We start from the raw sequence: 21,779 nt of genomic DNA, 5'->3' as shown, positions 1-21,779 counted from the left end.
CTGCAGGGCTGCGCGCACCTCCCATGGCGCGCAACGCGCAAACAGAGGGAGAAGGCGCAAAGCGCCTCAAGGGGTGCTGCGTGCCCTCAGCGCCCGCGCGCCCACGCCGCGCTCGCGCTTGAGCGCATAGGCCAGGGCGCTGGCGCTGGCATAGCCGCACTGCAGCGCCGCCGTCTCCAGCGGCAGGCCGTGTGCCAGCAGGGCCTCGGCGCGGTCCAGGCGCAGGCCGCGCAGCCATTCCTGGGGCGTGCGGCCGGCCAGCTCGCGCAGCCGCGCGTGGAAGCGCTGCGGGCTTAGGTGGCACAGCGCCGCCAGCCGCGCCGTGGGCCAGTCCTCATGCAGCGCGGCCTGCACCGCCTGGGCCAGCCGCCCCAGGTCCACGCCCCGGCGCGCGATCACCCCGGGGGCCTGCAGCACCTCGGCCACGCGCGCGGCGGCATCCGGCGCCACGCCGGCGCGCCAGGCCGGCGGCACGGCGAAGCGGCGCACCCGCGCCAGCCCGGCCTGGTCCGGCGCGTCGATGACGAACAGGCGGGATGCCGGCGCGGCCAGGTAGCCATGTTCGGCCCCCGCCGGGATGACGATGCCGCAGGCCGTATCGACGAAGGCCGCGCGCCCGGCGATCTCCAGCTCCATGCGGCCGTGCAGCGCGTACAGGATCTGCGCATGGCCGTGCGCGTGCGCGCCGTGCTCGCCGCTGTAGCGGCGCACCGAGCCACTGGGCTCCAGGAGCGGAGGGACCTCTAAGAACGTGTTCACGATGGGCCAAATAGTAGTAGGAACGGCCCGGCCCCGACGGGATAATGCCCCGGCCCTTCCCGTCCGACCCCGCCTGCCCATGCCCGAACAAGCCCCCTCCTCCCCCGCGCCGCGCCGCAGCTGGCTGGACACCCTGCGCGTCTACACCGAACCGGCCAGCCTGCGCATGCTGGCGCTGGGCTTTTCCGCCGGGCTGCCGCTGCTGCTGGTGCTGGGCACGCTGTCGTTCTGGCTGCGCGAGGCGGGCATCGACCGCACCACCATCGGCTACCTGAGCTGGGTCGGCCTGGCCTATGCCTTCAAGTGGGTGTGGTCGCCGCTGGTGGACCGCATGCCGCTGCCGCTGCTCACGCGCTGGCTGGGGCGGCGGCGCAGCTGGCTGCTGCTGGCGCAGGGCATGGTGGTGGCCGGCCTGGTGGGCATGGCCTTCAACGACCCGCAGCAGGCCCTGGGCCCGCTGGTGTGGTGCGCGCTGGCGGTGGCCTTCGGCTCGGCCACGCAGGACATCGCGCTCGACGCCTTCCGCATCGAATCGGCCGATGCCGACCGCCAGGCTGCCCTGGCCGCCACCTACCAGACCGGCTACCGCCTGGCCATGATCTGGGCCGGCGCGGGCGTGCTGTGGCTGGCCGCGCGCTCCGAGGCCAGCGGCGTGGCCGGCTACCAGGCCGGCGCCTGGCACATGGCTTACCTGGCCATGGCCGCGTCGATGGCGGTGGGCGTGCTCACCGTGCTGCTCTCGCCCGAGCCCACGCCGCGCCCGCAGCCGCCCGCGCGCGGCCTGGGCGAATGGCTGCGCGGCGCGCTGGTCGATCCGTTCGCCGACTTCATCGGCCGCTACCGCTGGCACGCGCTGCTGGTGCTGGGGCTGATCGCGGTGTACCGCATCGCCGACGTGGTGATGGGCATCATGGCCAACCCGTTCTACGTGGACATGGGCTTCACCAAGGACGAGGTGGCCGCCGTGACCAAGGTCTACGGCGTGGTGATGACGCTGGGCGGCGCCTTCGTCGGCGGCGCCATGGCGATGCGCTGGGGCGTGATGCGCGTGCTCATGCTCGGCGCGCTGCTGTCGGCCGGCAGCAACCTGCTGTTCGCCTGGCTGGCCACGCGCGGGCACGACCTGTACGGGCTGATCTTCGTCGTCAGCGCCGACAACCTGGCCGGCGGCATCGCCTCGGCGGCGTTTATCGCCTACCTGTCGAGCCTGACCAACGTGCAGTACTCGGCCACGCAGTACGCGCTGTTCAGCTCCATGATGCTGCTGTTCCCGAAGTGGCTGGCGGGCTTCTCGGGGCGCTTCGTCGATGCCCACGGCTACGCCGACTTCTTCACCGCCACCGCGCTTCTCGGCCTGCCGGTGCTGCTGCTGGTGGCACTGGCGTCCAGGGTAAAAAGTGCCGCCAGCCCTTGATGGGCAAGCGCTGGCAGCTATCGAAACGAAAGCATCTTTACCCGCGCTTTACATCCGCTTCAACACTGCGAGATACCCACCCTGCAGGATGGCCGCATGAACACACACCTGTTGATGATCGAAGACGACCATCGCCTGGCGCAGATGGTCGCCGAATACCTGGGCCACAACGGGCTGCAGGTGGCGCACCAGGCCGATGGCGCCAGCGGGCTGGCACAGCTGCAGAGCCCCGACGCAGGGAACCTGCCGGATCTGGTGATCCTCGACCTGATGCTGCCCGACATGGACGGGCTGGAAGTGTGCCGCCGCATCCGCGCCCTGCCCGGCCCGGCGGCGCAGGTGCCGGTGCTGATGCTCACCGCCAAGGGCGACCCGATGGACCGCATCATCGGCCTGGAACTGGGCGCGGACGACTACCTGCCCAAGCCCTTCGAGCCGCGCGAGCTGCTGGCGCGCATCCGCGCCATCCTGCGCCGGCGCGGCGATGGCGGCGCGCCGGCCGCGGGCCAGGCGCTGCGCTTCGGCACGCTGGAGATCGACCGCGATGCGCGCACCGTCACCGTGGGCGGGCAGGCGGCCGACCTGACCTCGTACCAGTTCGACCTGCTTGTGACCCTGGCCGAACGCGCCGGCCGCGTGCTGACGCGCGACCAGATCATGGAGGCCGTGCGCGGGCGCGAGCTGGAGGCGTTCGACCGCTCCATCGACGTGCACATGGGCCGCATCCGCGCCGCCATCGAATCCGACCCGAAGACGCCCAAACGCATCCTCACCGTGCGCGGCGTAGGCTACGTCTTCGCCAAACAGCAAGACTGAGCCTAGGCTGAAACGTGTCGTTGTTCCGCGCCTTCTCCCAGCGCCTGTACCTGCGCATCTGGCTCGCCGTCGTGGGCGGCGTGGCCGTGCTCACGCTGCTCGTGGGCTGGGCCTGGCGCATCGCGGCGGAGCAGAACAGCCAGGCCCTGGCGCCGCCGCCGCGCGAGATCGTGCTGCGCGACGCCGCCGGGCAGCCGCTGCTGGCGGGCCAGGCCACGCGCCTGCCCGGGCCGCCGGACGAAGGCATCGCGATGCGCATCGAGGGGCTGGACGGCAACACCTACCACCTGCAGATGTCGCCGCGCCAGGAGCGCGGCGGCCCCGGCGGCCCGCACCGCAGCCCCGAGGCCGCCTTCTGGCTGCGCCCGCCGTTCGGCTTCCTGTGGATGCTCGGCCTGGTGAGCCTGGCCGTGGTGGTGGGCGTGTTCCCCATCATCCGCCGCCTGCTGCAGCGGCTGGAGACCCTGCAGCGCAGCGTGCAGCGCTTCGGCGAGGGCGACCTCTCGGTGCGCGTGCCCGAGGGCGGGCAGGACGAGGTGGCCGACCTGGCGCGCCAGTTCAACGCCGCCGCCGCACGCATCGAGGCACTGATGGATGCACACAAGTCGCTGCTGGCCAACGCCTCGCACGAGCTGCGCTCGCCGCTCACGCGCATCCGCATGGGGCTGGAGCTGATGGGCGCGGGCAGCGCCCCCTCGCCCGCGTTCCGCCAGGAAATCGAGCGCAACATCGCCGAGCTGGACCAGCTCATCGACGAAATCCTGCTCGCCAGCCGCCTGGACGCGCGCGAGGCCGACATGGGCACGCTCGAAGCCATCGACCTGGTCGGCCTGGCCGCCGAGGAATGCGCGCGCGTGGGCGCCGAGCTGGACATCGCCCCCGATGCCGTCGCGCTGGAAGCGCGTGGCGTGGCCAAGCTGCTGCGCCGCGCCGTGCGCAACCTGCTGGAAAACGCACGCCGCTACAGCCAGGGCGCGATCGAGCTGCAACTGGCACGCGAGGGCCAGGGCCCCGACGCGCGCGCCGTGCTGCGCGTGTGCGACCACGGCCCCGGCGTGCCGCCGGCGCAGCGCGAACGCATCTTCGAGCCCTTCTACCGCCTGCCTGGCGCCAGCGAGCGCGAAGGCGGCGTGGGCCTGGGCCTGGCCCTGGTGCGCACCATCGCCCAGCGCCACGGCGGCAGCGCGCACTGCGCCGACCGGCCGGACGGCCAGCCGGGCGCGTGCTTCGTGCTGGCGCTGCCGCTCGCGCTCTTGAAATAGGAGCTACTGGCGCTTGCCACGCAAGGGCTGGAGGCTGATTTTTCTTGGAATCTCCGAGCCGTAGCACGCCTGTGCTACGAACGGGCACGCCGCATTAGTGCTGCCGCACAGGCCAGAGTTTCACGATGGCCACTGGGCAGCGATGCGGGATATGCGCTGCCCGGTCAGGTCGTAAGGGAACCTCTCAATACCCGGGCTTTCTATCAGAACCGGCTCAAGCGGCAGCTTCGATGCGAACGCAGGGTGAACCCAGCACGCTTTCACGCGTTGCCGCCTCACGCAAGGTCTTGGATGGTGGTCGCAGGCGAGCGACTCGATTGCCCGCCGCCAGGCTTTTTGGCGCTCGATGGCCCCGTTGAGGCCCTGCGCCTACGCCTGGGCGTGTTTGTAGAACGAGTCCACGCCCTTGTGCAAGAACATCGCCAGCCGCTTGATGTTGTAGCACGCAGCCATCATCGTCATCGCCACATCCGCGCGCGCCTGCCCTATGGTGCGGATGAACTTGCCTCCCAGGTGCCGGATCCCGGCGAACACGTGCTCGACCTTGGCCCGCTTTCTGGCGATGCGTTGGTTTCGCCGCTTCTGGCATTCACTCAGAGGCTGGTCTTTGCCCGCCCTGCGCTGTATGCCATCGCGCCAGCCCAATACCTTGAGCATTTCCTGCCTGCGCTTGGACGGGTAGGCCTTGTCGGCGTAGACATCCCGCCCGGTGTTGTCTTCGTCCAGCACTTCTTCAAAGTGGTGGCCGTCGTGCTCGCTGGCTGTGCCGGTGGCGATCTTGCGGATGAAGCCGTGCTTGAGGTCCACGCTCACACTGAGCTTGTAGCCGAAGTGGCTCTTGCCGTGCTTGCTGGTGTGCGTGGCATCCAGGTCCTTTTGCCTGCGCTTGGCTTCGTTCCAGTCAGGCGCCTTGCCCTGGGCCAGGCGTTCCTTGTCTTGCTTGCCGATGTGCTGGCGCGGGGCTGGCACCAAGGTGGCATCGATGGCCTGTCCTCCCCGGGCGATGTAGCCATGGCGCTGCAACTGGGCATCCACGCCTTGGAACAAGGCCGTGGCGCCGTCCACCCCGATGCGCTGGGCGAAGCGCCAGATGGTGTTGCGGTCGGGGATGTTCATGGCATCCTGCAGCAGGCAAAAGCGCTGGTAGCTCATGCGGTCCAGCAATTGGTACTCCATCTGCTCATCCGAGAGGTTGTACAGGCGCTTCAAGACCAGCACGCGCACCATCACTTCGCTGGGGTAGGCGGGCCGTCCACCCTTGCGGCCGTCGCCCCGTGCAAGAAGACCATCCACCAGCGCAGCCAGTTCGGCGAAATCGATGTGCTGGGCGATGGTCTGCAGCGGGTCACCCACCTCGTCGATCTTGCGCTGGCGCGAGGCGTCGGCGAACAGGTCGAACTTCAGGGCACTGCGAGGGCTGATCATGTGGCGGTCAGGACAGGTGGGAACCTCTCACAACCCCATGATTGACGGATCCGAATAGGCACGATTGGACGCCAGCCGTTTTGAATGCGCGATGAGGCCTTACGGCGGTCTGCACCTCGTGCATTGAGGGGCCTTGCAGCCCCGATGGCTCAGGCTTTCGCCGTTTGCAGGCGCACCTGTGCCTTGGTGGTCGCCGGTTTGAAGAACGCATCCACGCCTCGCTCAAGGAACGAGGCCAGGCGCTTCATGTTGTAGCAGGCAGCCATCATCGTCATCGCCACCGTGGCCCGCGCCTGCCCGATCGTGCGTACGAACTTGCCGCCCAGGTGCCGGATGCCGGCAAACGCATGTTCGACCCGGGCACGCTTGCTGGCAATGCGCTGGTTGCGCCGCTTCTGGCACTCGCTCAGGGGCTGGCCCGGCTGGGCCCGGCGCTGCATCGCGTCCACGAAGCCCAGCACTTGCAGCATCTGCCGGCGCTGCCGGCTCGCGTAGGCCTTGTCCGTGTGCACGCTGCGCCCGGTGTTGTGCATGTCCAGCACCTCGTCGAAGTGGTGTCCGTCGTGCTCGCTGGCCGTGCCCGTGGCGATGCGGCGGATGAAGCCGTGCTTGAGGTCCACGCTCACGCTGAGCTTGTAGCCGAAGTAGCTCTTGCCGTGCTTCTTCGTGTGCGTGGCATCCACATCCCTTTGCCGGCGCTCGGCCTCGCTCCAATCGGGCGTTCTGCCTTCGGCCAGGGCCTCGCGCTCCGGCCTGTCCAGGCGCTGGCGCGGCGCGGGCACCAGCGTCGCATCGATGGCTTGTCCGCCCCGGGCCATGTAGCCATGGCGGTGCAGTTGCGCATCCACTCCCTGGAACAGCACCGTGGCCCCATCCACGCCCAGCCGCTCGCCGAAGCGCCAGATCGTGTTGCGGTCCGGCACGTTCATCGCATCCTGCAGCAGGCAAAAGCGCTGGTAGCTCGCCCGATCCAGCAACTGGTACTCCATCTGCTCATCGGACAGGTTGTACAGCCGCTTCAAGACCAGGATGCGCACCATCACCTCGGTGGGATAGGCCGGCCGGCCACCCCGGCGGCCATCGCCACGCTCGATCAAGGCATCCACCAGCCCGGCCAGGGCTCCGAAGTCGATGTGCCGCGCGATCACCTGCAGCGGATCGCCCACCTCGTCCCTCTTGTGCTGGCGCGAGGCCTCGGCGAACAGGTCAAACTTCAGCGCGCTGCGGGGTGTGATCATGGCAAGGGGCGGGTCAGGCTTCTCGGGTCAGGAAGAGATCGGATGGGTTTTGAGAGGTTCCCAGGTGTAAAGGGCTCTAGGTTGAGCAGTGGGGTTTTGAGAGGTTCCCGTAAGTGTGGACGATGGCTTGGCCTGCGAACTCAGTGTCTATGACAACACCTTCAGTTATCAAAAAATAGCTCTCAGTACAAGCCGGACAAGCCTTTGAAGCATTTTTTGTTATTACCACTACGAAAACGACTTGTTTGCTGCGGCAGTGCTTCGCGCACTGCAAATCCAATAGTTTTCAGCGTTTGATTGCCAAACACTCGGTGCCATTTCCATTGGAATTCTACGAACTAACATCCATGACTTAGGCCCTCAGCTTGCTTTCGCAAGTCCTAATCCATTCAAAATCTTCATAGGGATTGGTTTGCCTTGCCGGGCAAGAAAGCAATCTTTCATCAAATATTCTTCGCATTCTATTTTTAAACCTCACATACTCCCTATCATACCAGGTTTCATCTATCGCACTCTTACATATCTCAACATCGCGCAACGTGAGATTTTGAGCAACCCATATGGCTTTTTCCTCATAAAAATCACTTGTCACCTCCCCATTTTTAAGCCGTCCAATCCAAAAGTTGGCCACGCCATTAAAATGGCATTTTATATACATTTTCTCCGCCCCAGAAAGTCCTCTTCCAACCATTCCCACAGGGGTTTCCACCGCATCCCCTATCAAGAAACTCCTCAAGACGACCATAAAAGCACTATCGAGCACATCATTTCCATCCAAAATAGCAAATGCACTCTCCCCCAAGTAGAACTCCATCTCGGAAAAAAAATCAAAGAAAATTTCCTCCGAACCGACGGGAATGGCAATACTAACAACATCCCGATCAGTCACTGTGCTTTCATGGCTTTCAAACTCATCTCCAAAATAACGCATAGCTCCATCCATCGAAGGGCGGGCGCGCGAAATATCCCCATCCCAATAAAAATCAAGCACATCCCTCAACCCATTTTTCACATCATCATTTAAAAATTTCTGAAAATGCTTGCGCGAACCACTTGCGACTTGATGGCATAGCTCAAAGCTCCAGAATTTCCTCCCCACAGGAGGAATAATGTTTATCATGGAAAAATCAAGTCCCAGCTTTTCCTGGTGCAAAGGGGTGAATAAGAAAACAATATCTTTCTCATCACTGTAAGACGAATGTTTTTTCAACTCCCAACCAGGCACTTCAATAAATTTCATTACGGTCTCCCATCTCTTGAGCACCAAGGCAACGATGTATTTGCCTCACTAACATGTGCACCTCTTCCCCATGAAGGCCGAACCAATAGGCGGCGTATCGCCTCAGGCGCCGTTGTTCACCTTGGTCGATTCGATCAGGATTTCGCCGTACGCGCGCTGGCGGTCTACCTTGTAGCGTGTTTCCCTTCACCAGCCGCTTGATACGCTGCCAGTTGGGGCTGTAGCCGTACCCGATGGTCTTCGTGCTGCACTTGACTTTGGTGTCGCAGGCGGTGGTTTCCACCACGGTGATGAATGGCACACATGCTGCCGGTGACGCGGCCGCGCAGTCGTAGGCATAGGTGATGACGTGGCCTGCAGCTTCAGGGGCTATGGCAACACTTTTTCCTATTAAAAAGATAGCTGCTAGCGCCAGCCAGATGCGCCTTTGAGGTAGATTTTCATAGAAAATATTTTAGGTCAATGAATTTTTCAAAAAATAAACAAATCATCTTGCCTCTGCAAAACCTTATTCACCATTCAGTGGCAACATAAAATTATCGCAACGAATAAATTCCACGCCAATTGTTCGGATTTAACGATCTAAATTTGCGACGAAGATCATTTCTGTATTTTTTTAAGCTATCGACTGGGCGAATATCCAGGCAAACATCAGGAGGGGCACAGGCAAACAAATTATCAAGATCATCAATCAAAGCATCCAAATTTCTAGAAAACCATGGAGCGCCCCACTCACAAATAATCTTCGCCCTTAGCGACATAATCAATGCAAAAATATTCGCAACCTCCTTCGATGCCAGCCAAAATGGGGAGGGGGAGGCCGCCATCGGCAAATATGAAGGTCTCACATAAGCCCATCGCGGAAAGGTAAGTGGAACAGCCCTCGACAGATTCCAGGCCGGATCTGGCGATGGAAAAGATGCATCTTGATTGCTCAAATACTCATAGAAACCATTCATCCATCGAAAAATATTTTCTGCATCAGTTGGGTCATTTAATACGATCGGCCTTCCATCCTGCCCCATTATATTTTTTTTTGACGACGAGGCAAACAATTTCAAAAAATCAGATTTTTGCTTATCGATCGACAATTGAGATTCAATATTCAAATCAAAAGCACAGTTAAATTCACGCCCCTCTGGGTGTTTGATCACGAAAAATTCATTTAGCTCTTTTATGCTGATATCAAGCCACTCAAGGAAAATCCCCAAAGACTCACTGGATTTACAAATATGAAAAACCCTATGCCTTGAAAAGTCAAGAAATAATTCTTTACTCCAAAATTTTGCATATCTCTCCGATGTTGCCGGGAAGATATCTTGGGGCAATTTTTTCGGATTTACTCCCTCACTCTTGAATTCCGCCCATATTTCCTTGAGCACATCATCGGAATCCAGGAATTCAATGAACTCCATGGGCATTTCAATGCCTGTTGCAATATTCGCATAAGTGCAATCCAGAGGCCATCCAACTACAATAGAATAAATCGGGGCGGCCACATATTCCAATACATTGACCAAAAAACCCTCAGATTTTCTTGAAAATAACAAATTCTTACCGGAGGATAATTCCGAAATGGTGATTTTCCTTACATCTAAATCAAACAACTTTCACCTCGAACAAGAAGGATATGAGTGATAATTTCCCGCCAAAGAAAATTTGGCAGCCGCAACCGGGAAGACAACTCCTATGGCTTCCTCTTTCTCGAACCAGCCATGTCGCATATAAAAGTATCCAAGACCAGCCGCAATTGCTGCACGTCCTTGCGGCGTCCTGGCCAACCTCTGGGTTGGTGTTTTTATGCCACCAAGGAACTTTTTCCTATAAACCAGCATATCAACGGCAAAACCCACCACGTCGCCCGCCACCTTGAATTTATATAGCTCCGAATGCAACTGCTTATGCCCTTCGGAGGAAATAGAAGCAAGCGGCTTTTGATTCTTGGCTCCGCACATATAAACGGGGACAGTATGGTGTTTATGGGAGCGACTGGAGCCAGAAAATTGCTGTCCAAATGAAGCACTCGATGTCATTCCGGCATTCACGGGAATCGCCTTAAACATCATCGTCATTACGGCATCCCATAGAGAAAATCGCCCGTCTGGCTTATCATCGTTCGGATTTCCAAGAATGCTGGAGTAAATATCCAGGGCAAATGAAGTCAGATTCAACCCTGTGTTTATTCCACTCATCATCCCTCCCATAGTGAAGTTTCCACTCGGATCGATGTGATTTACCGGATCGGCATTCCCATAAAGGTACTTGTTCAAGGTCAGCGGAATCCGCTGGCTGCCCGGATGTTCATCCATGCTGATGAAGCGCCCCACCTTCGGGTCATAGTCCCGCGCTCGGAGGTAAATGAGTCCGGTATGGCGATCCGTATATTCGCCGGTGTAGCGGTGGCTGACCGCATGGGCTGCTGCGTCGTTGGCGGGCATGCCTTCATCACTGCCCAGTTCCACCCCGAAGGCGTCGTAGCTGTACGCATGGCGCTGCGCTGCGTCTTGTGCCACGCGCACGCTGCCCAGCCCGTCGGCGAAGTACTGCGTGGCGCTGCCACTGCCACTGCTGGCGATCAGCTCGCCCACGCCGTCGGGGGTGTGTACGTGCACCGTGTCCACCCAGGCGCCGTTGTTCACCTTGGTCGATTCGATGACGATTTCGCTGTAGGCGCGCTGGTGGTCGATTCTGTAGTGGGTTTCCGTGGCCGTGGCGCCTTCCTTCACCAGCCGCTTGATGCGCCTGCCGCTGGTGTCGTAGCCGTATTCGATGGTCTTGGCACCCGTGGTGACTTTGGCGAGCCGGTTGTCGGTTGTCCAGGTGTATTGCGTGGTGCCTGCCGGGCTTGTTTGCTGGGCCAGGTTGCCTCTGTTATCCCATGTGTAGCGGGTGGTGCCGTCCAGGCTGTCGCTGGCTTGCACGAGGCGGTCGTTTGCGTCGTACTGGTAGGTGGTGACCTGCCCGCTGTGGCTCACGCTGCGCTGGGTGCGGTTGCCTGCTGCGTCGTACTGGTACGCCATGGTGCTGCTGAACGCTGCCGGTGCGGTTTGCGTGATCTGCTCCTGTTGCAGTTTGCCTGCCGCGTCGTATTGGTAGCTGACGGTGCGTTCGATGGTTTCGCTGGCGGCGCCCACGCCCGCCAGGCGTTCGTGCACTTGCGTGCGCTGGCCTGCTGCGTTGAGCGTGTAGGCGAAGCGGGCGATTTCGCTGCCGTCGGCCTTGCGGTGCGTGACGGCTGTGAGCTGGCTGGCTTCGTTGTACTGGTAGCTGGTGGTGCTGCCGTCGGCACGGGTGATGCCGCTGCGGTTGCCCGCGTCGTCGTACGCAAAGCGGGTCACGCTGCCGTCGGGGTGCGTCAGGGTTTCGAGCTGGTTGAGCGCGTCGTAGCTGGCCTTGATGGTTTGGCCCGTGGTGCTGACTTGCGTGCGGTTGCCGTTGCCGTCCCAGGCGTAGTCGATGGTGGGGCTCAGGCCCGTGCCCAGGGTTTGGTGGCTCCAGTATTCCCGGGTGATGCGGCCGTTGGCGTCCAGGTTCAGGCTCAGGCTGCCGTAGGCGCTGTCGGTCTGGGTGCTTATGCGGCCATAGCCGTCATAGCCCTGGGTCAGGGTGTGGCCGTCGCTGCGGGTGGTTTTGGTGAGCTTGCCGCCTGCGTCGTATTGGTAGCTGGTCTGGCTGCCGTCGAAGGCGGTGCGTGTGGCCAGGCGCCCTTCGCTGTCGTAGGCCAGGGTTTCGCGGTGGCCGCTGGGCAGGGTGCGCGATACGCGCCGCCCGGCCAGGTCGTAGCCGTAGCCGGTGGTGTGGCCGTTGGCGTCGGTCTGGGTCAGTAGCTGGTTCTGGCCGTTCCAGGTGTAGGCGGTGGCCTGGCCCAGCGGGTCGGTCACGCCTTGCAGTGCGCCCAGGCTATCGTAGGCGTACTGGTGGGCGTGGCCCAGCGGGTTGGTTTCTTGCTGCAGCACGCCATTGGCGTTGTAGTGGTAGCGGGTGGTGGCGCCGGTGGGCAGCGTGGTGCTGGTGCGTTTGTTCGTGCCATCGTAGGTGTGGGTGGTGGCCTGGCCCAGTCCGTCGGTGGTTTTGACGAGGTTGCCTGCCAGGTCGTATTCCTTGGTGGTGGCGATGCCCGCGGCGCTGGTTTGCCGGGTTTCGCGGCCCGCGAGGTCGTAGGCGAATGTGGTGCTGTGGCCGCGTGCGTCCTTGGAGGCGGTCAGTTGCCCGGCTGCGTCGTAGATGCTTTCCACGGCGTAGTTGCCGGGGTCGGTTACTTTGACGGGCCGGTCGAGCGCGTCGTAGGCGGTGCGGGTGCACAGGCCGCTTTCGCAGCTTTGCGTTTCGTTGCCGTTGTTGTCGTAGGCCCAGGTGTCGGCGCGGCCGTCGGGGTAGGTGGTCTTGGCTTTTTCGCCGCGCGCGGTGTATTCGTGCGTGGTTTTGCGGCCCTGGCTGTCGGTTTCCTGGGTGAGTTGGCCCGCAGCGTCGTATTGGTAGGTGGTGGTGGCGCCTGCGGCGTTGGTGCGGCTGGTGGCGTTGCCGTTGGCGTCGTAGGCGGTGGTTTCCACCACGGCGCTGGCGGGCTGGCCTGCCACGGTGACGATGGCGCGCGTGCTGCCGGTGACGCGGCCCGCGCTGTCGTAGGCGTAGGTGGTGACGGTGCCGTCGGGCGCGGTTTCGCTTTGCTTGAGGGTGGTGCCGTTGATCTTGGCGTACTGGTAGCGCGTGGTGTGGCCCGCCTTGTCGGCGATGCTGCCCAGGCTGCCGCCGCTGGCGTAGCCCAGGGCGATGGCCTGGCCCGCCGCGTCGGTGATGCGGGTGAGCTGGCCGCTGCCGTCGTAGGTGTTGATTGTGACGTGGCCTGCGGGGTCGGTCATGGTGGTGACGTTGCCCTGGGCGTTGTAGGCGGTGGCGCTTTGGCGGCCCAGCGGGTCGGTTTCGCTGGTGACGTTGCCGTAGGCGTCGTAGGTGCGCGTGGTGGTGCGGCCCAGGGGGTCGGTGACTTCGGTTTCGTTGTCCTGGGCGTCGTAGGCGTAGCGGGTCACACCTCCCAGCGCATTGGTGACTTGGGTGATGTTGCCCCGGCCGTCGAAGGCGTAGGTGGTGGTGTTGCCGTTGCGGTCCTTGATGGTTTGCCGCTGGGCGGTGTTGTCGGTGCTGACGGTGATGGCGCGGCCCAGCGCATCGGTCTGGCTGGTGATGCGCCCGGCGTCGTCATAGGTGGTCTTGAGCAGCAGGCGGCCCAGCGGGTCGGTGTAGCTGGTCAGGCCGTGGGGCACCTTGGGGTTTTCGTAGCGGTAGTCGCTGGCGGCGCCGCTGGGGTCGGTCATGCTGGTGAGGTTGTCGGCCGCGTCGTAGCCGTAGAGCAGGCTTTGGCCGCCCGGGCCGGTGATGCGGGTGATCTTGCCCGCCGCGTCGCGCGTGAAGGACAGGGCCCAGCCTCCCGAGTGGCTGATGCCGTTGCGCGTGAACTGCAGGGTGTTGCCCTGGCGGTCCCGGATTTGCTGGATGCCGAAGTCTTTGTCCAGCATGTATTGCGTGCCGTCGCGCAGGGTCAGCCGGTATTGCGCGGGGTCGAAGGCATCCAGCGCATCCATGTCGAACAGCACGTTGTTGACCATGCGCAGTTCGCCGTGGTTCAGCGCCTCCAGTGTGCTGCCGCTCTTGTTGCTGGCCTTGGGGGTGAAGGCGATGGACACCGTGGGATTGCTTATCCACTGCAGGGTGCTCACGCATTCGGGGCTGGCGCGCAGCTCGAACTGTTCCAGTTGCCCACCGGGCAGGCGCACGGAGGCCATGCGGGTGCCTTGGGGCATGGCGCACATTTTCTGGCCGAGGCCCGAGCCGGTCTGCTTGAGCTCCCAGGCGCGGCCCGGCACGCCGTTGGTTTGCAGCCAGATGTCTTGGTAGTCCACCGTCCAGCCGTGGCCGAAGTCCAGGCGCTGGGTGCGCTTGAGGCTGTCGTAGCTGCGGCGTACGGTGAGGGGCAGGCCCTCGACGTCGAGGCTCAGGTCGGTGAAGGTGAGTTGCAGCGGGGCGGTTTTCTGTTCGCCTTCGATGGCAACGGTGATCCTGGCGCTGGTTTCGTGGCCCGAGGTGTCGCGCACGATGAGGCCAATGTCGTACAGGCCGTTGGCCAGGGTTTGCGGGTTGAGTTCGCCCAGCTTGCCGTTGGTTACGCTGGTGGTGCCGCCGCCCAGGCGGCTCCATTGGTCCTTGCCCGCTGGCGAGAGCAGGAGCACGTATTCAGCCAGGCTGGCGTCCGAGGCGGTGCCCACGATGTCGGCGGGCGCGCTGACGGAGGAGACCGTGATGTCGTCGGAACTGCCGGGGGCGCTGATGAGGGCTTGGGGCGCCTGGGTGTCGGCGGGATCCTTGACGCCGAACCAGTCGTCCACGGTCACGCTTGCGTTCTTGGCGTCGCGCAGGATCAAGCGCACGTTGTGTTTGCCCAGGCCTGTGGCGGTGTAGGTGGCCTGGTAGCTGGCATTCACCGCCACACTGCGGCCATTCACCGTGAGGCTGCTCACGCTGTAGGGCGGAGTGCCGCCTTCGGCAAAAACCTGCAGCAGAGTGCTTTCGCCCAGGTCGATGTACTTGGGTTGGGGTTGCACGCCAGCTTGCAGGGGGCCGCCAACGGCAGGCTCGGTGATGCGCAGGGTCCAGCTTTGCGTGGCGGATGCCTGACCGTCGGAGACGGTGACGGTAACAGCGTGCGTGCCTTGCGCGGTGGGTGAGCCGGAGATCAACCCCGTGGCCGAGATGGTGAGCGCGGCGGGCGCGCCGGCCATGCGATAGGTGAGGAAGTCACCGTCCGGGTCGGTGGCGCTGACCTGGTAGGCATAGGGTGCCCCCACAGTGGCCGTGGCCTGCGGCACGCTGGTGATGACGGGCTCACGGTTGGCGGCGATTTGCAGGGTGTAGCGCTGTACGGCGTAGGCGCCGCGCGGATCCTGCGCCTTGATTTCCACTGTGTGGGTGCCGAGGGTGGGGGCGTTCCAAGTGAGCAGGCCGGTGGCGGCCTGTATGCCCATGCCTGCGGGTGCGAGTGTGAGCGCGTAGGTAATGGCGTCACGGTCAGGGTCGGTCGCGCTGACCTGGTACTGGTAGGGCACGCCGGGCGCCCAACGCATGACGGGTTTGCTGGTGATCTGCGGCGGGTTGTTGCCGGGCAGTTGCACGTACACCTTGAAGCTCTGCGTGGCATACGCGCCCTTGGCGTCGGCGGCGCGCACGGCTACGGCCTGTTCGCCGCCTTGCTGCAGAGTGGGCGTCCAGGTAAGGGCGCCGGTTTGCGCATGGAGCGCCATGCCCGCCGGAGCGGTTGCCAGGGTATAGGTGATGGCGTCGCCATCAGGGTCGGTGGCGCGCACGGTGTAAGCATAGGCCGCGCCTGCGGTGGCCATGGTGGGCGGTGTGCTGGAGAACGCTGGGGCACGGTTGGATGCGCCCGACACCGAGATGGCGTACCCCTGCGTGGCCAGACCACCCTTGCCGTCAGCGACTTCGACCATGACCGGCGCCATGCCCGCGACATTGGCAGGGATGGCCCATTGGATATCACCTGTGGCATTGGCGATGGTCATGCCTTGCGGGTATTCGAGCAAGGTGTAGGTGAGTGTGTCACCGTCGGCATCGCTGGCCCGCAGAGCGTAGGTGTAAGCGCTGCCGGATGTGCCTGTGGTGCCGGGCTGCGTGGTGACGCGCGGCGGGCGGTTACCTTGTGCGCCCACGCCAATCGCATAGGTTTGCGAGGCTACGCCGCCCTTGCCGTCAGTGACTTGCACGGTCAGCCCAGCCTGGCCAGCAGCGCCGGTGGGAACAGGCCATGCCAGCAGGCCGGTGGCCGCGTCGATGGCGATGCCGGGCTCCTGCGTAGAGACGGTGTAGTGCAGCGTGTCGCCATCCGGGTCGGATGCCGAGAGCTGGTAGCGGTATGTAGCACCTGCCGTTGCCGTGGCAGCGGGCGTGGAGTTGATGAGCGGTGGACGGTTGGCGGTGATGCCTACGCCGATGGCATAGGCTTGCACGGCTTCGCCGCCCCGGCCATCGGACACGAGTATCTCCACCGCCTCGGTTCCCGCCATGCCTGCGGGAACGGTCCACTCCACCTTGCCAGTAGCGGAGATAACCATGCCCGCAGGGGCCGACGCCAGTGCGTAGGCGAGTGGGTCGCCGTCGCGATCAGAGGCGATGACCTGGTACTCGTACAGCGCGCCCGCCACGGCAGTGACCCGGGGCGTGGAGGAAATCACCGGCGGCTGGTTGGCACTGGCCGGCACCACTTCCAGTTGCCAGCTTTGCAGTGCGGTATTGCCCGAGGGGTCGGCGACTTCGATTGCCAGTTCATGCACGCCTATGTCGGACGTACTGGTTTGCCAGCTTAGTTGCGCGCCGTTCCACGTCGCAGAGGCCGGGCCTTGGGCCAGGCGGTAAACGAGAGGTTCGTTTTCCGGATCGGTGGCCGAGACTGCATAGGTGTACACCTGCCCGGCCCTGACTTGGCTGGCGGGACGACTGGTGATGGAGGGGCCACCGTTGCCGTACACCGGCACCTGAAGTTCGAAGTTCTGCTCGGCCAAGCCGCCGCGCTGGTCGCTGACCTGCACACGCACCCGGAACTTGCCGTTGACCTGGTGGGAGAACTTCCAGGCGATGGCACCGGTGCGCTCGTTCAACGTCATGCCAGCGGGGGCTTGCAGCAGTTCCCATAGCAGGTTGTCGCCGTCAGCATCGCTGGCGGAAGCGGTGTAGGCATAGGCGGCGGGGTAAGCCACATAGATGACGGGCGTAGCCGTGAACACGGGTACGCGGTTGGGCGTGGCCGTGACCCGGATCGTGAAGCTCTGCTTGCCTTGGTTACCGTCGGGGTCGGCTGCTGCGAGGGTGACTGCGGCATTGCCAGTGACGGGAGAAGGCCAGGTGACTTGCCCCGTCGCCGTATCGACGGCCAGCCCCGCAGGGCCGCTCAATACGCTGTAGGAGATGGGGTCGCCGTCCTTGTCGATGGCCTGCGCCTGGTAGGTGTAGGGCTGGCTGGCGGTAGCTGTGACGACCGGCAGGCTGGTGAACTCGGGGAACGCCTGTACCGCCACCACCAGTTGCTGCACGTCACGCGCGCCATGGGGATCCGTGACCTGAATGGTGATGGGATAGGTGCCGGGCTGCGGGTTCGTCCAGGTAATGGCACCGCTTTCGTTGATGGTCAGCCCCACCGCCTGGCTGCCCAGGGTGTACTGCAGCCGCTCTTTTTCGGGGTCGGTGGCCTGAACCTGATGGCTGTAGTTCACGCCTGCGGGTACCTTGGCCGGGAACTGGCTGGTGATCGCAGGCGGCAGGTTGCCATCCACCACATGAATGGCAAATGCCTGGCTCGCCAGCATGCCTTTGCCGTCGGAAACCTGCAGGTTGACGCGGTAGTTGCCCGCCAGGCCGGGCTGCCAGGTGATCTGGCCGGTAGCAGCATCCACAGCCATGCCGACGGGCGCATACAGAAGCCGATAGGCCAGCGTGTCGCCGTCGGCGTCCACCGCCACGGCCTGGTAGGCATACGGCGCGCGCACGTCGCCGGTGCGCTGTGGCGCACTGGTGAAGATAGGCGGGCGGTTCACCGCGTCGCCAACGCTCCAGTGCGCAGGGACGACAGTGGCCACTTCACCGGAACTGCACAGCGCGTGTCCATCCACGTCGAGTGCGTGAACGCGGTAGTAATAGGTTTTCCAGGGTTGAACGGTACGGTCGAGCCATGTGGAATGGCGCGACTGCGTGGTGCCCATGTGCAGGTATGGCCCTTCGAGCGCCTCGGCACGGTAAATGGCGTAGGTGGCCGCGCCGGTGTCGTTCCATGTGAGCTGTGCATTGCCGGGCTTGGAACGCACCTGCAGATCGTGAATGCATGCGCCCTGCGGCGGGATGCTGACCGCGCCGAAGGCGTCGACGTAAACGTAGCCGCCATGGCCTCCGAGAGAACAGTCGGCACCCACGACGCGAACTTGCAACTCATGTCCCAGACTGGTGTCAGGTACGACGAGATCAGCGTCGATAAACGGCGTGGAGACCCACTTCGCCCCTCCCAGGATCGTTGTGTAGAAGATGCGCCCCGGCTGGTTGGCGAAGGCGAAGTCGTAGTAGAGCGTTTCACCCCGTGTGAGGTCTGTCAGTTCCACGAAAAAGTACGGCTGGTCATTGGCGCCATGGCCAGGGTCCTCCAGCACGGCTGCATAGCTGAAGCGCACATGCAGCTTGCCGTCGCCTGGATCGCGGTCGGCCTCGGTAATGACTGCCTTCTGGCTGACTTCGTTGAGGTGCGCACCGTTGTCGTGGTCATTGACCTTGGCCGAAAAGTTGCCTTGGCGCGCAAAGATGAGTTGCGGTGCACGCGGATCAAGCTGGCTGCCCACGAGGGTGACTTTCTCGATCCCGCCCGCATTGATGCGCACGTCGGACACCTGAAACGGCGGGCTGCCGCTCAACCCAGGGTTATAGCCAGAGCGCTTGGCCCAGCCATCAAGGTTCTGCGTCTCGAAGTCACCGTTGACGAAGAGCGCATGCGCATCCACATGCGCCAGCGCCAGCCATGCCAGCATCAGGCCGGGCAATGCGCGCCAGAACCGCGTCCGTCCGCTGCGACCGGCCAGGCCTGCCCACCCCAGCAGCACTACACAGGCCGATGCCAGCAGCACCGCGCCCCGGCCCGTGGCAGGGATCGAATACGCCGCGGCGGCCACGGTAGCGTCGATGCGCGCCGTCGATGTGTTGTTCAACGGGTCGGGATCGTTCACCGTGGACGAAACTGTCGCGGTATTGGACACACTGGCCGTGTTCAGTGCCAGCGTGCCGGTGACTTCCACGCGGGCCGATGCGCCAGCGGGCAAGTCGAGCATCAGGTCGATGAGGGAGCCTGCCCCGGAGCCAGCGGCGCATTGGCCGCCTCCTTCGGGCACGCAGGTCCACGCCACATTCTGGAGGCCCGCGGGAACGGCGTCCGTCAGCCGTGCCTGGGAGACGCTGTCCGGGCCATGGTTGAAGACAGCGAGGTGGAAAACGGCCTTGCCCCCTGCTGACACGGCGGGCGTGGCAGCGGTCTTGCGGAGCTCCAGATCTGCCTGAAGGAGCGGAGGCGGAGGAGGCGGAGGAGGCGGAGGAGGCGGGGGCGGAGGCGGCTCGACGCCCTGGCCAATCACCAAGGAGACCACGCTGGTGTCGTTGTGCGGATTCGTATCGTTCGTGTCCGCATGGGTCGGCGCTACCCGGACGACGTGATCGACCGCAGCTTTCTCGGCGGCCATTCCACGCACCGCAATCAGCAAGCGGCTGCCCGGCACATGGGGCACGCCGCCACGCACGGTGATGCTGTTACCGGCTCCCGAGGCAGTCAGGCATGCGGCAGCGCCTTCGGCTCGGCAAGTCCATTCAACGCCCGTGATTTGAGCGGGCACGGTGCTGGTCATGGTGACCCCCGTACCATCGACCGCCCCCTGGTTCGTCAGGACAATCTGGTATTCGACAGCATCTCCCACAGCCACTGCCGGCTTGGCAATGGTTTGTGCGACGGCATAGTCCACGCCATAGGTGTTCGGCGGTACCGCGCCCTTGAGCAAATAGAAGTGAAGGCTTTTTGCACTGCCGCTGGCAGTGTCCTTCTGCTGGAGGCCCATCGACGGTTCCTCATCCAGGATCAGCCATGCCGTCACCTCTTGGCCCGCCTCCAGCACGCCCGGCACAGCGGACAAGGCTGCGGCGATATCGTCCCCCGGCACAGCAGCGGTAGTGGCGTTGCGCAAATCGCCCACAGCAGCCCGCGACAACAGCGAGCCCGTCCAGTACCCTTGCTCGCCGATTTCCCAGCGATCTGCAGCAATATGGCCGGATGGTGGCGTCAACCCCGCCTGGAGGCCCGCCTCATTGAAATAAGTATTGGTAGAGGCTGCCAGATCGACATCAATGAAAGCCGTCAAGCGCAAATCGCTGACGGGGGCGTTGGAGGCATTGCGCAAATGCCATTTCCATTCGATACGCCGAGCCGACGCAATGGTTTTCTCGAAATGAACAACTTCGATGGAGGATGCGGCAGAGGTTGCCGAAGTGATGGACTCTCTTCTGTCTTCATACACCATGGAGCCATGACTGGCAAACAGACTCGCCCGCTCAACCGTGAAATCCATTGCCATGGCGAAATTCGCTTGCATCAGCAAGGATGACAAGACAAGGGACATGAAGCCCCGCAAAGCAAACATTCGGAATGGAGTAATGTCCTTATCGCAGCACATTCTCCCGACACCCATTGCCATGGCGCCCTCTCAAAAAATTTTTCTTTTGAGATTCTCCCCGGGCAAATTACCTATTCAACCAAATAGTTACATATTGGATTGTTTTTTTCTATTTCTTTCCAGTTGCCATTTCGGCAGCCCAGCACCAGGCCATAAGGGCATACATCCCCGCCCCCAGCACCAACGCCCCCGCCGCCACCCCCAGTGCCCAGTCGAAACCCTGCGCCTGCGACGGCGCGCGCGCCAGCAGCCACGCCACCAGGGGCGGCCCCACGATCTGGCCAATGCCGTAGAGCGCCGTGAGCAGCCCGGTGAACCCGGCGCCGGCCTGCGGCCACTGGTGGCGCGCTTCCTGCAGGGCGAAGAAGGTGATGGCCGTGAACGGCAGGCCCAGCAGCAGGCTGCCCAGCGCGAACCCCGCGCGCCCCGGCCACAGCAGGCCCAGGGCAATCGCCACGGCCTGCAAAACGTAGGCCCAGGCCAGCAGCACGCGCCTGTCGCGCGTGGGCGAGATGCGCGTGGACAGCAGCGCCCCCAGCGCCACCCCGGCGCCAAAAATCGGCCAGAACAGGTCCGGCCAGGCCGAGCCCGCGGGCAGCGCGACGCGGGCGATCACGGGCAGGAAGGTGGCCGTCACGATGTAGCCCAGGCCCGCCAGGCCGTAGGCCACGGCCAGCAGCGTGCGCTCCGGCGCGCTGCAGGGCGGCGGCGCCTCGGCCTGCGCGGCCATCGCCGGGCCCGCGCCGTGCGGCCCCGGCTGCGGCGCGAACGTGCGCCACACGCCCGCGCCGAGCACGCACGCCAGCAGCGCGAACACGGCCCACCCCGCCGCCGCGCTCCACTGCGCCGCCACCATGGCACTGGCCGACAGGCCAGTAAGCGCAATGCCCAGCCCCGGCCCGCAGAACACCAGCCCCCCCACCGCGGGCGCGCGCAGTTGCGCCAGGCGCGCCATGCACCAGTTGACGGTGCCCAGGAACACCAGCGCGCTGGTGATGCCCGCCAGCAGCCGCAGCGCGGGCCAGCCCGCCGGCCAGGGCAGCGCCAGGCCCGCCGTCAGCAGCGCTGTGGCGACCAGCCCGGCACGCACCAGCCAGGCGTTCAGCGTGGTGATGTCGCGCCCGCTGCCCAGGCGGCGCAGCAGCCACGGCAAGGCCATGTACAGCAGCGCGCCGGCCAGGTAGCCCGCGTAATTGGCCGTGGCCAGCCAACTGCCCTGGGGAATGTCCACCACGCCGTCGTGCAGCATCATGGGCAGCAGCGGGGTGAAGGCGAAGCGGCCGATGCCCATGGCCGACGCCAGGGCCGCCATGCCGGCGAACGCGATGGCCAACGGCGTGACGCTGCGGGGAGAAGAAGGGGCGGAGGCCATTG

General features: G+C 63.8%; 11 protein-coding genes. 4 read left to right on the top strand and 7 right to left on the bottom strand.

The window, feature by feature from the left end:
- Window positions 1-66: 66 nt before the first annotated feature.
- Window positions 67-840, bottom strand: coding sequence for a helix-turn-helix domain-containing protein (locus YS110_16090; protein UJB66164.1), 774 nt, complete (start codon window positions 838-840; stop codon window positions 67-69).
- Between YS110_16090 and YS110_16085 the strand changes: the two genes are divergently transcribed.
- From YS110_16085 to YS110_16075, 3 genes are all read left to right on the top strand, one after another.
- On the top strand, window positions 839-2,173 hold the full coding sequence (locus YS110_16085; GenBank protein ID UJB66163.1) for an MFS transporter: 1,335 nt from the start codon (window positions 839-841) through the stop codon (window positions 2,171-2,173). The two genes, YS110_16090 and YS110_16085, sit on opposite strands and share 2 nt — an antisense overlap.
- Before the next feature lie 96 nt (window positions 2,174-2,269).
- Window positions 2,270-2,989 (top strand): response regulator transcription factor, encoded by a 720-nt coding sequence (locus tag YS110_16080; GenBank protein ID UJB66162.1) that lies wholly within the window; start codon window positions 2,270-2,272, stop codon window positions 2,987-2,989.
- Between the two features lie 14 nt (window positions 2,990-3,003).
- Complete coding sequence (locus YS110_16075) at window positions 3,004-4,251, top strand: HAMP domain-containing protein (protein UJB66161.1); 1,248 nt, start codon at window positions 3,004-3,006, stop codon at window positions 4,249-4,251.
- 369 nt (window positions 4,252-4,620) lie between these two features.
- Here the strand turns inward: YS110_16075 and YS110_16070 are convergent, their stop codons facing one another.
- From YS110_16070 to YS110_16050, 5 genes are all read right to left on the bottom strand, one after another.
- Window positions 4,621-5,673 carry an IS5 family transposase gene (locus YS110_16070; GenBank protein ID UJB67488.1) on the bottom strand — a complete coding sequence of 351 codons (1,053 nt, stop codon included), beginning with the start codon at window positions 5,671-5,673 and terminating at the stop codon, window positions 4,621-4,623.
- Between the two features lie 152 nt (window positions 5,674-5,825).
- Complete coding sequence (locus YS110_16065) at window positions 5,826-6,911, bottom strand: IS5 family transposase (protein UJB67487.1); 1,086 nt, start codon at window positions 6,909-6,911, stop codon at window positions 5,826-5,828.
- 355 nt (window positions 6,912-7,266) lie between these two features.
- Window positions 7,267-8,154, bottom strand: coding sequence for a hypothetical protein (locus tag YS110_16060; GenBank protein ID UJB66160.1), 888 nt, complete (start codon window positions 8,152-8,154; stop codon window positions 7,267-7,269).
- A gap of 536 nt (window positions 8,155-8,690) precedes the next feature.
- Window positions 8,691-9,761 carry a hypothetical protein gene (locus tag YS110_16055; GenBank protein UJB66159.1) on the bottom strand — a complete coding sequence of 357 codons (1,071 nt, stop codon included), beginning with the start codon at window positions 9,759-9,761 and terminating at the stop codon, window positions 8,691-8,693.
- A 3-nt stretch (window positions 9,762-9,764) separates the two neighbouring features.
- Window positions 9,765-19,868, bottom strand: coding sequence for a DUF11 domain-containing protein (locus YS110_16050; GenBank protein ID UJB66158.1), 10,104 nt, complete (start codon window positions 19,866-19,868; stop codon window positions 9,765-9,767).
- A gap of 96 nt (window positions 19,869-19,964) precedes the next feature.
- On the opposite strand from YS110_16050, the gene YS110_16045 reads away from it, so the two are divergent.
- Window positions 19,965-20,336 (top strand): hypothetical protein, encoded by a 372-nt coding sequence (locus YS110_16045; GenBank protein ID UJB66157.1) that lies wholly within the window; start codon window positions 19,965-19,967, stop codon window positions 20,334-20,336.
- A 178-nt stretch (window positions 20,337-20,514) separates the two neighbouring features.
- Here the strand turns inward: YS110_16045 and YS110_16040 are convergent, their stop codons facing one another.
- Window positions 20,515-21,777, bottom strand: coding sequence for a YbfB/YjiJ family MFS transporter (locus YS110_16040; protein ID UJB66156.1), 1,263 nt, complete (start codon window positions 21,775-21,777; stop codon window positions 20,515-20,517).
- Window positions 21,778-21,779: the final 2 nt, after the last annotated feature.

The organism is Acidovorax sp. YS12 (assembly GCA_021496925.1).
In the GTDB taxonomy this organism is placed as follows: domain Bacteria; phylum Pseudomonadota; class Gammaproteobacteria; order Burkholderiales; family Burkholderiaceae_C; genus Paenacidovorax.
This window is presented reverse-complemented; position numbering and strand designations above follow the sequence as displayed.

Excerpts from the sequence above, each read along its gene's own strand:
- YS110_16085 (UJB66163.1), top strand. The coding sequence starts at position 839 with ATGCCCGAACAAGCCCCCTCCTCCCCCGCGCCGCGCCGCAGCTGGCTG.
- YS110_16090 (UJB66164.1), bottom strand. The coding sequence starts at position 840 with ATGGGCAGGCGGGGTCGGACGGGAAGGGCCGGGGCATTATCCCGTCGG.
- YS110_16080 (UJB66162.1), top strand. The coding sequence starts at position 2,270 with ATGAACACACACCTGTTGATGATCGAAGACGACCATCGCCTGGCGCAG.
- YS110_16060 (UJB66160.1), bottom strand. The coding sequence starts at position 8,154 with ATGAAATTTATTGAAGTGCCTGGTTGGGAGTTGAAAAAACATTCGTCT.
- YS110_16040 (UJB66156.1), bottom strand. The coding sequence starts at position 21,777 with ATGGCCTCCGCCCCTTCTTCTCCCCGCAGCGTCACGCCGTTGGCCATC.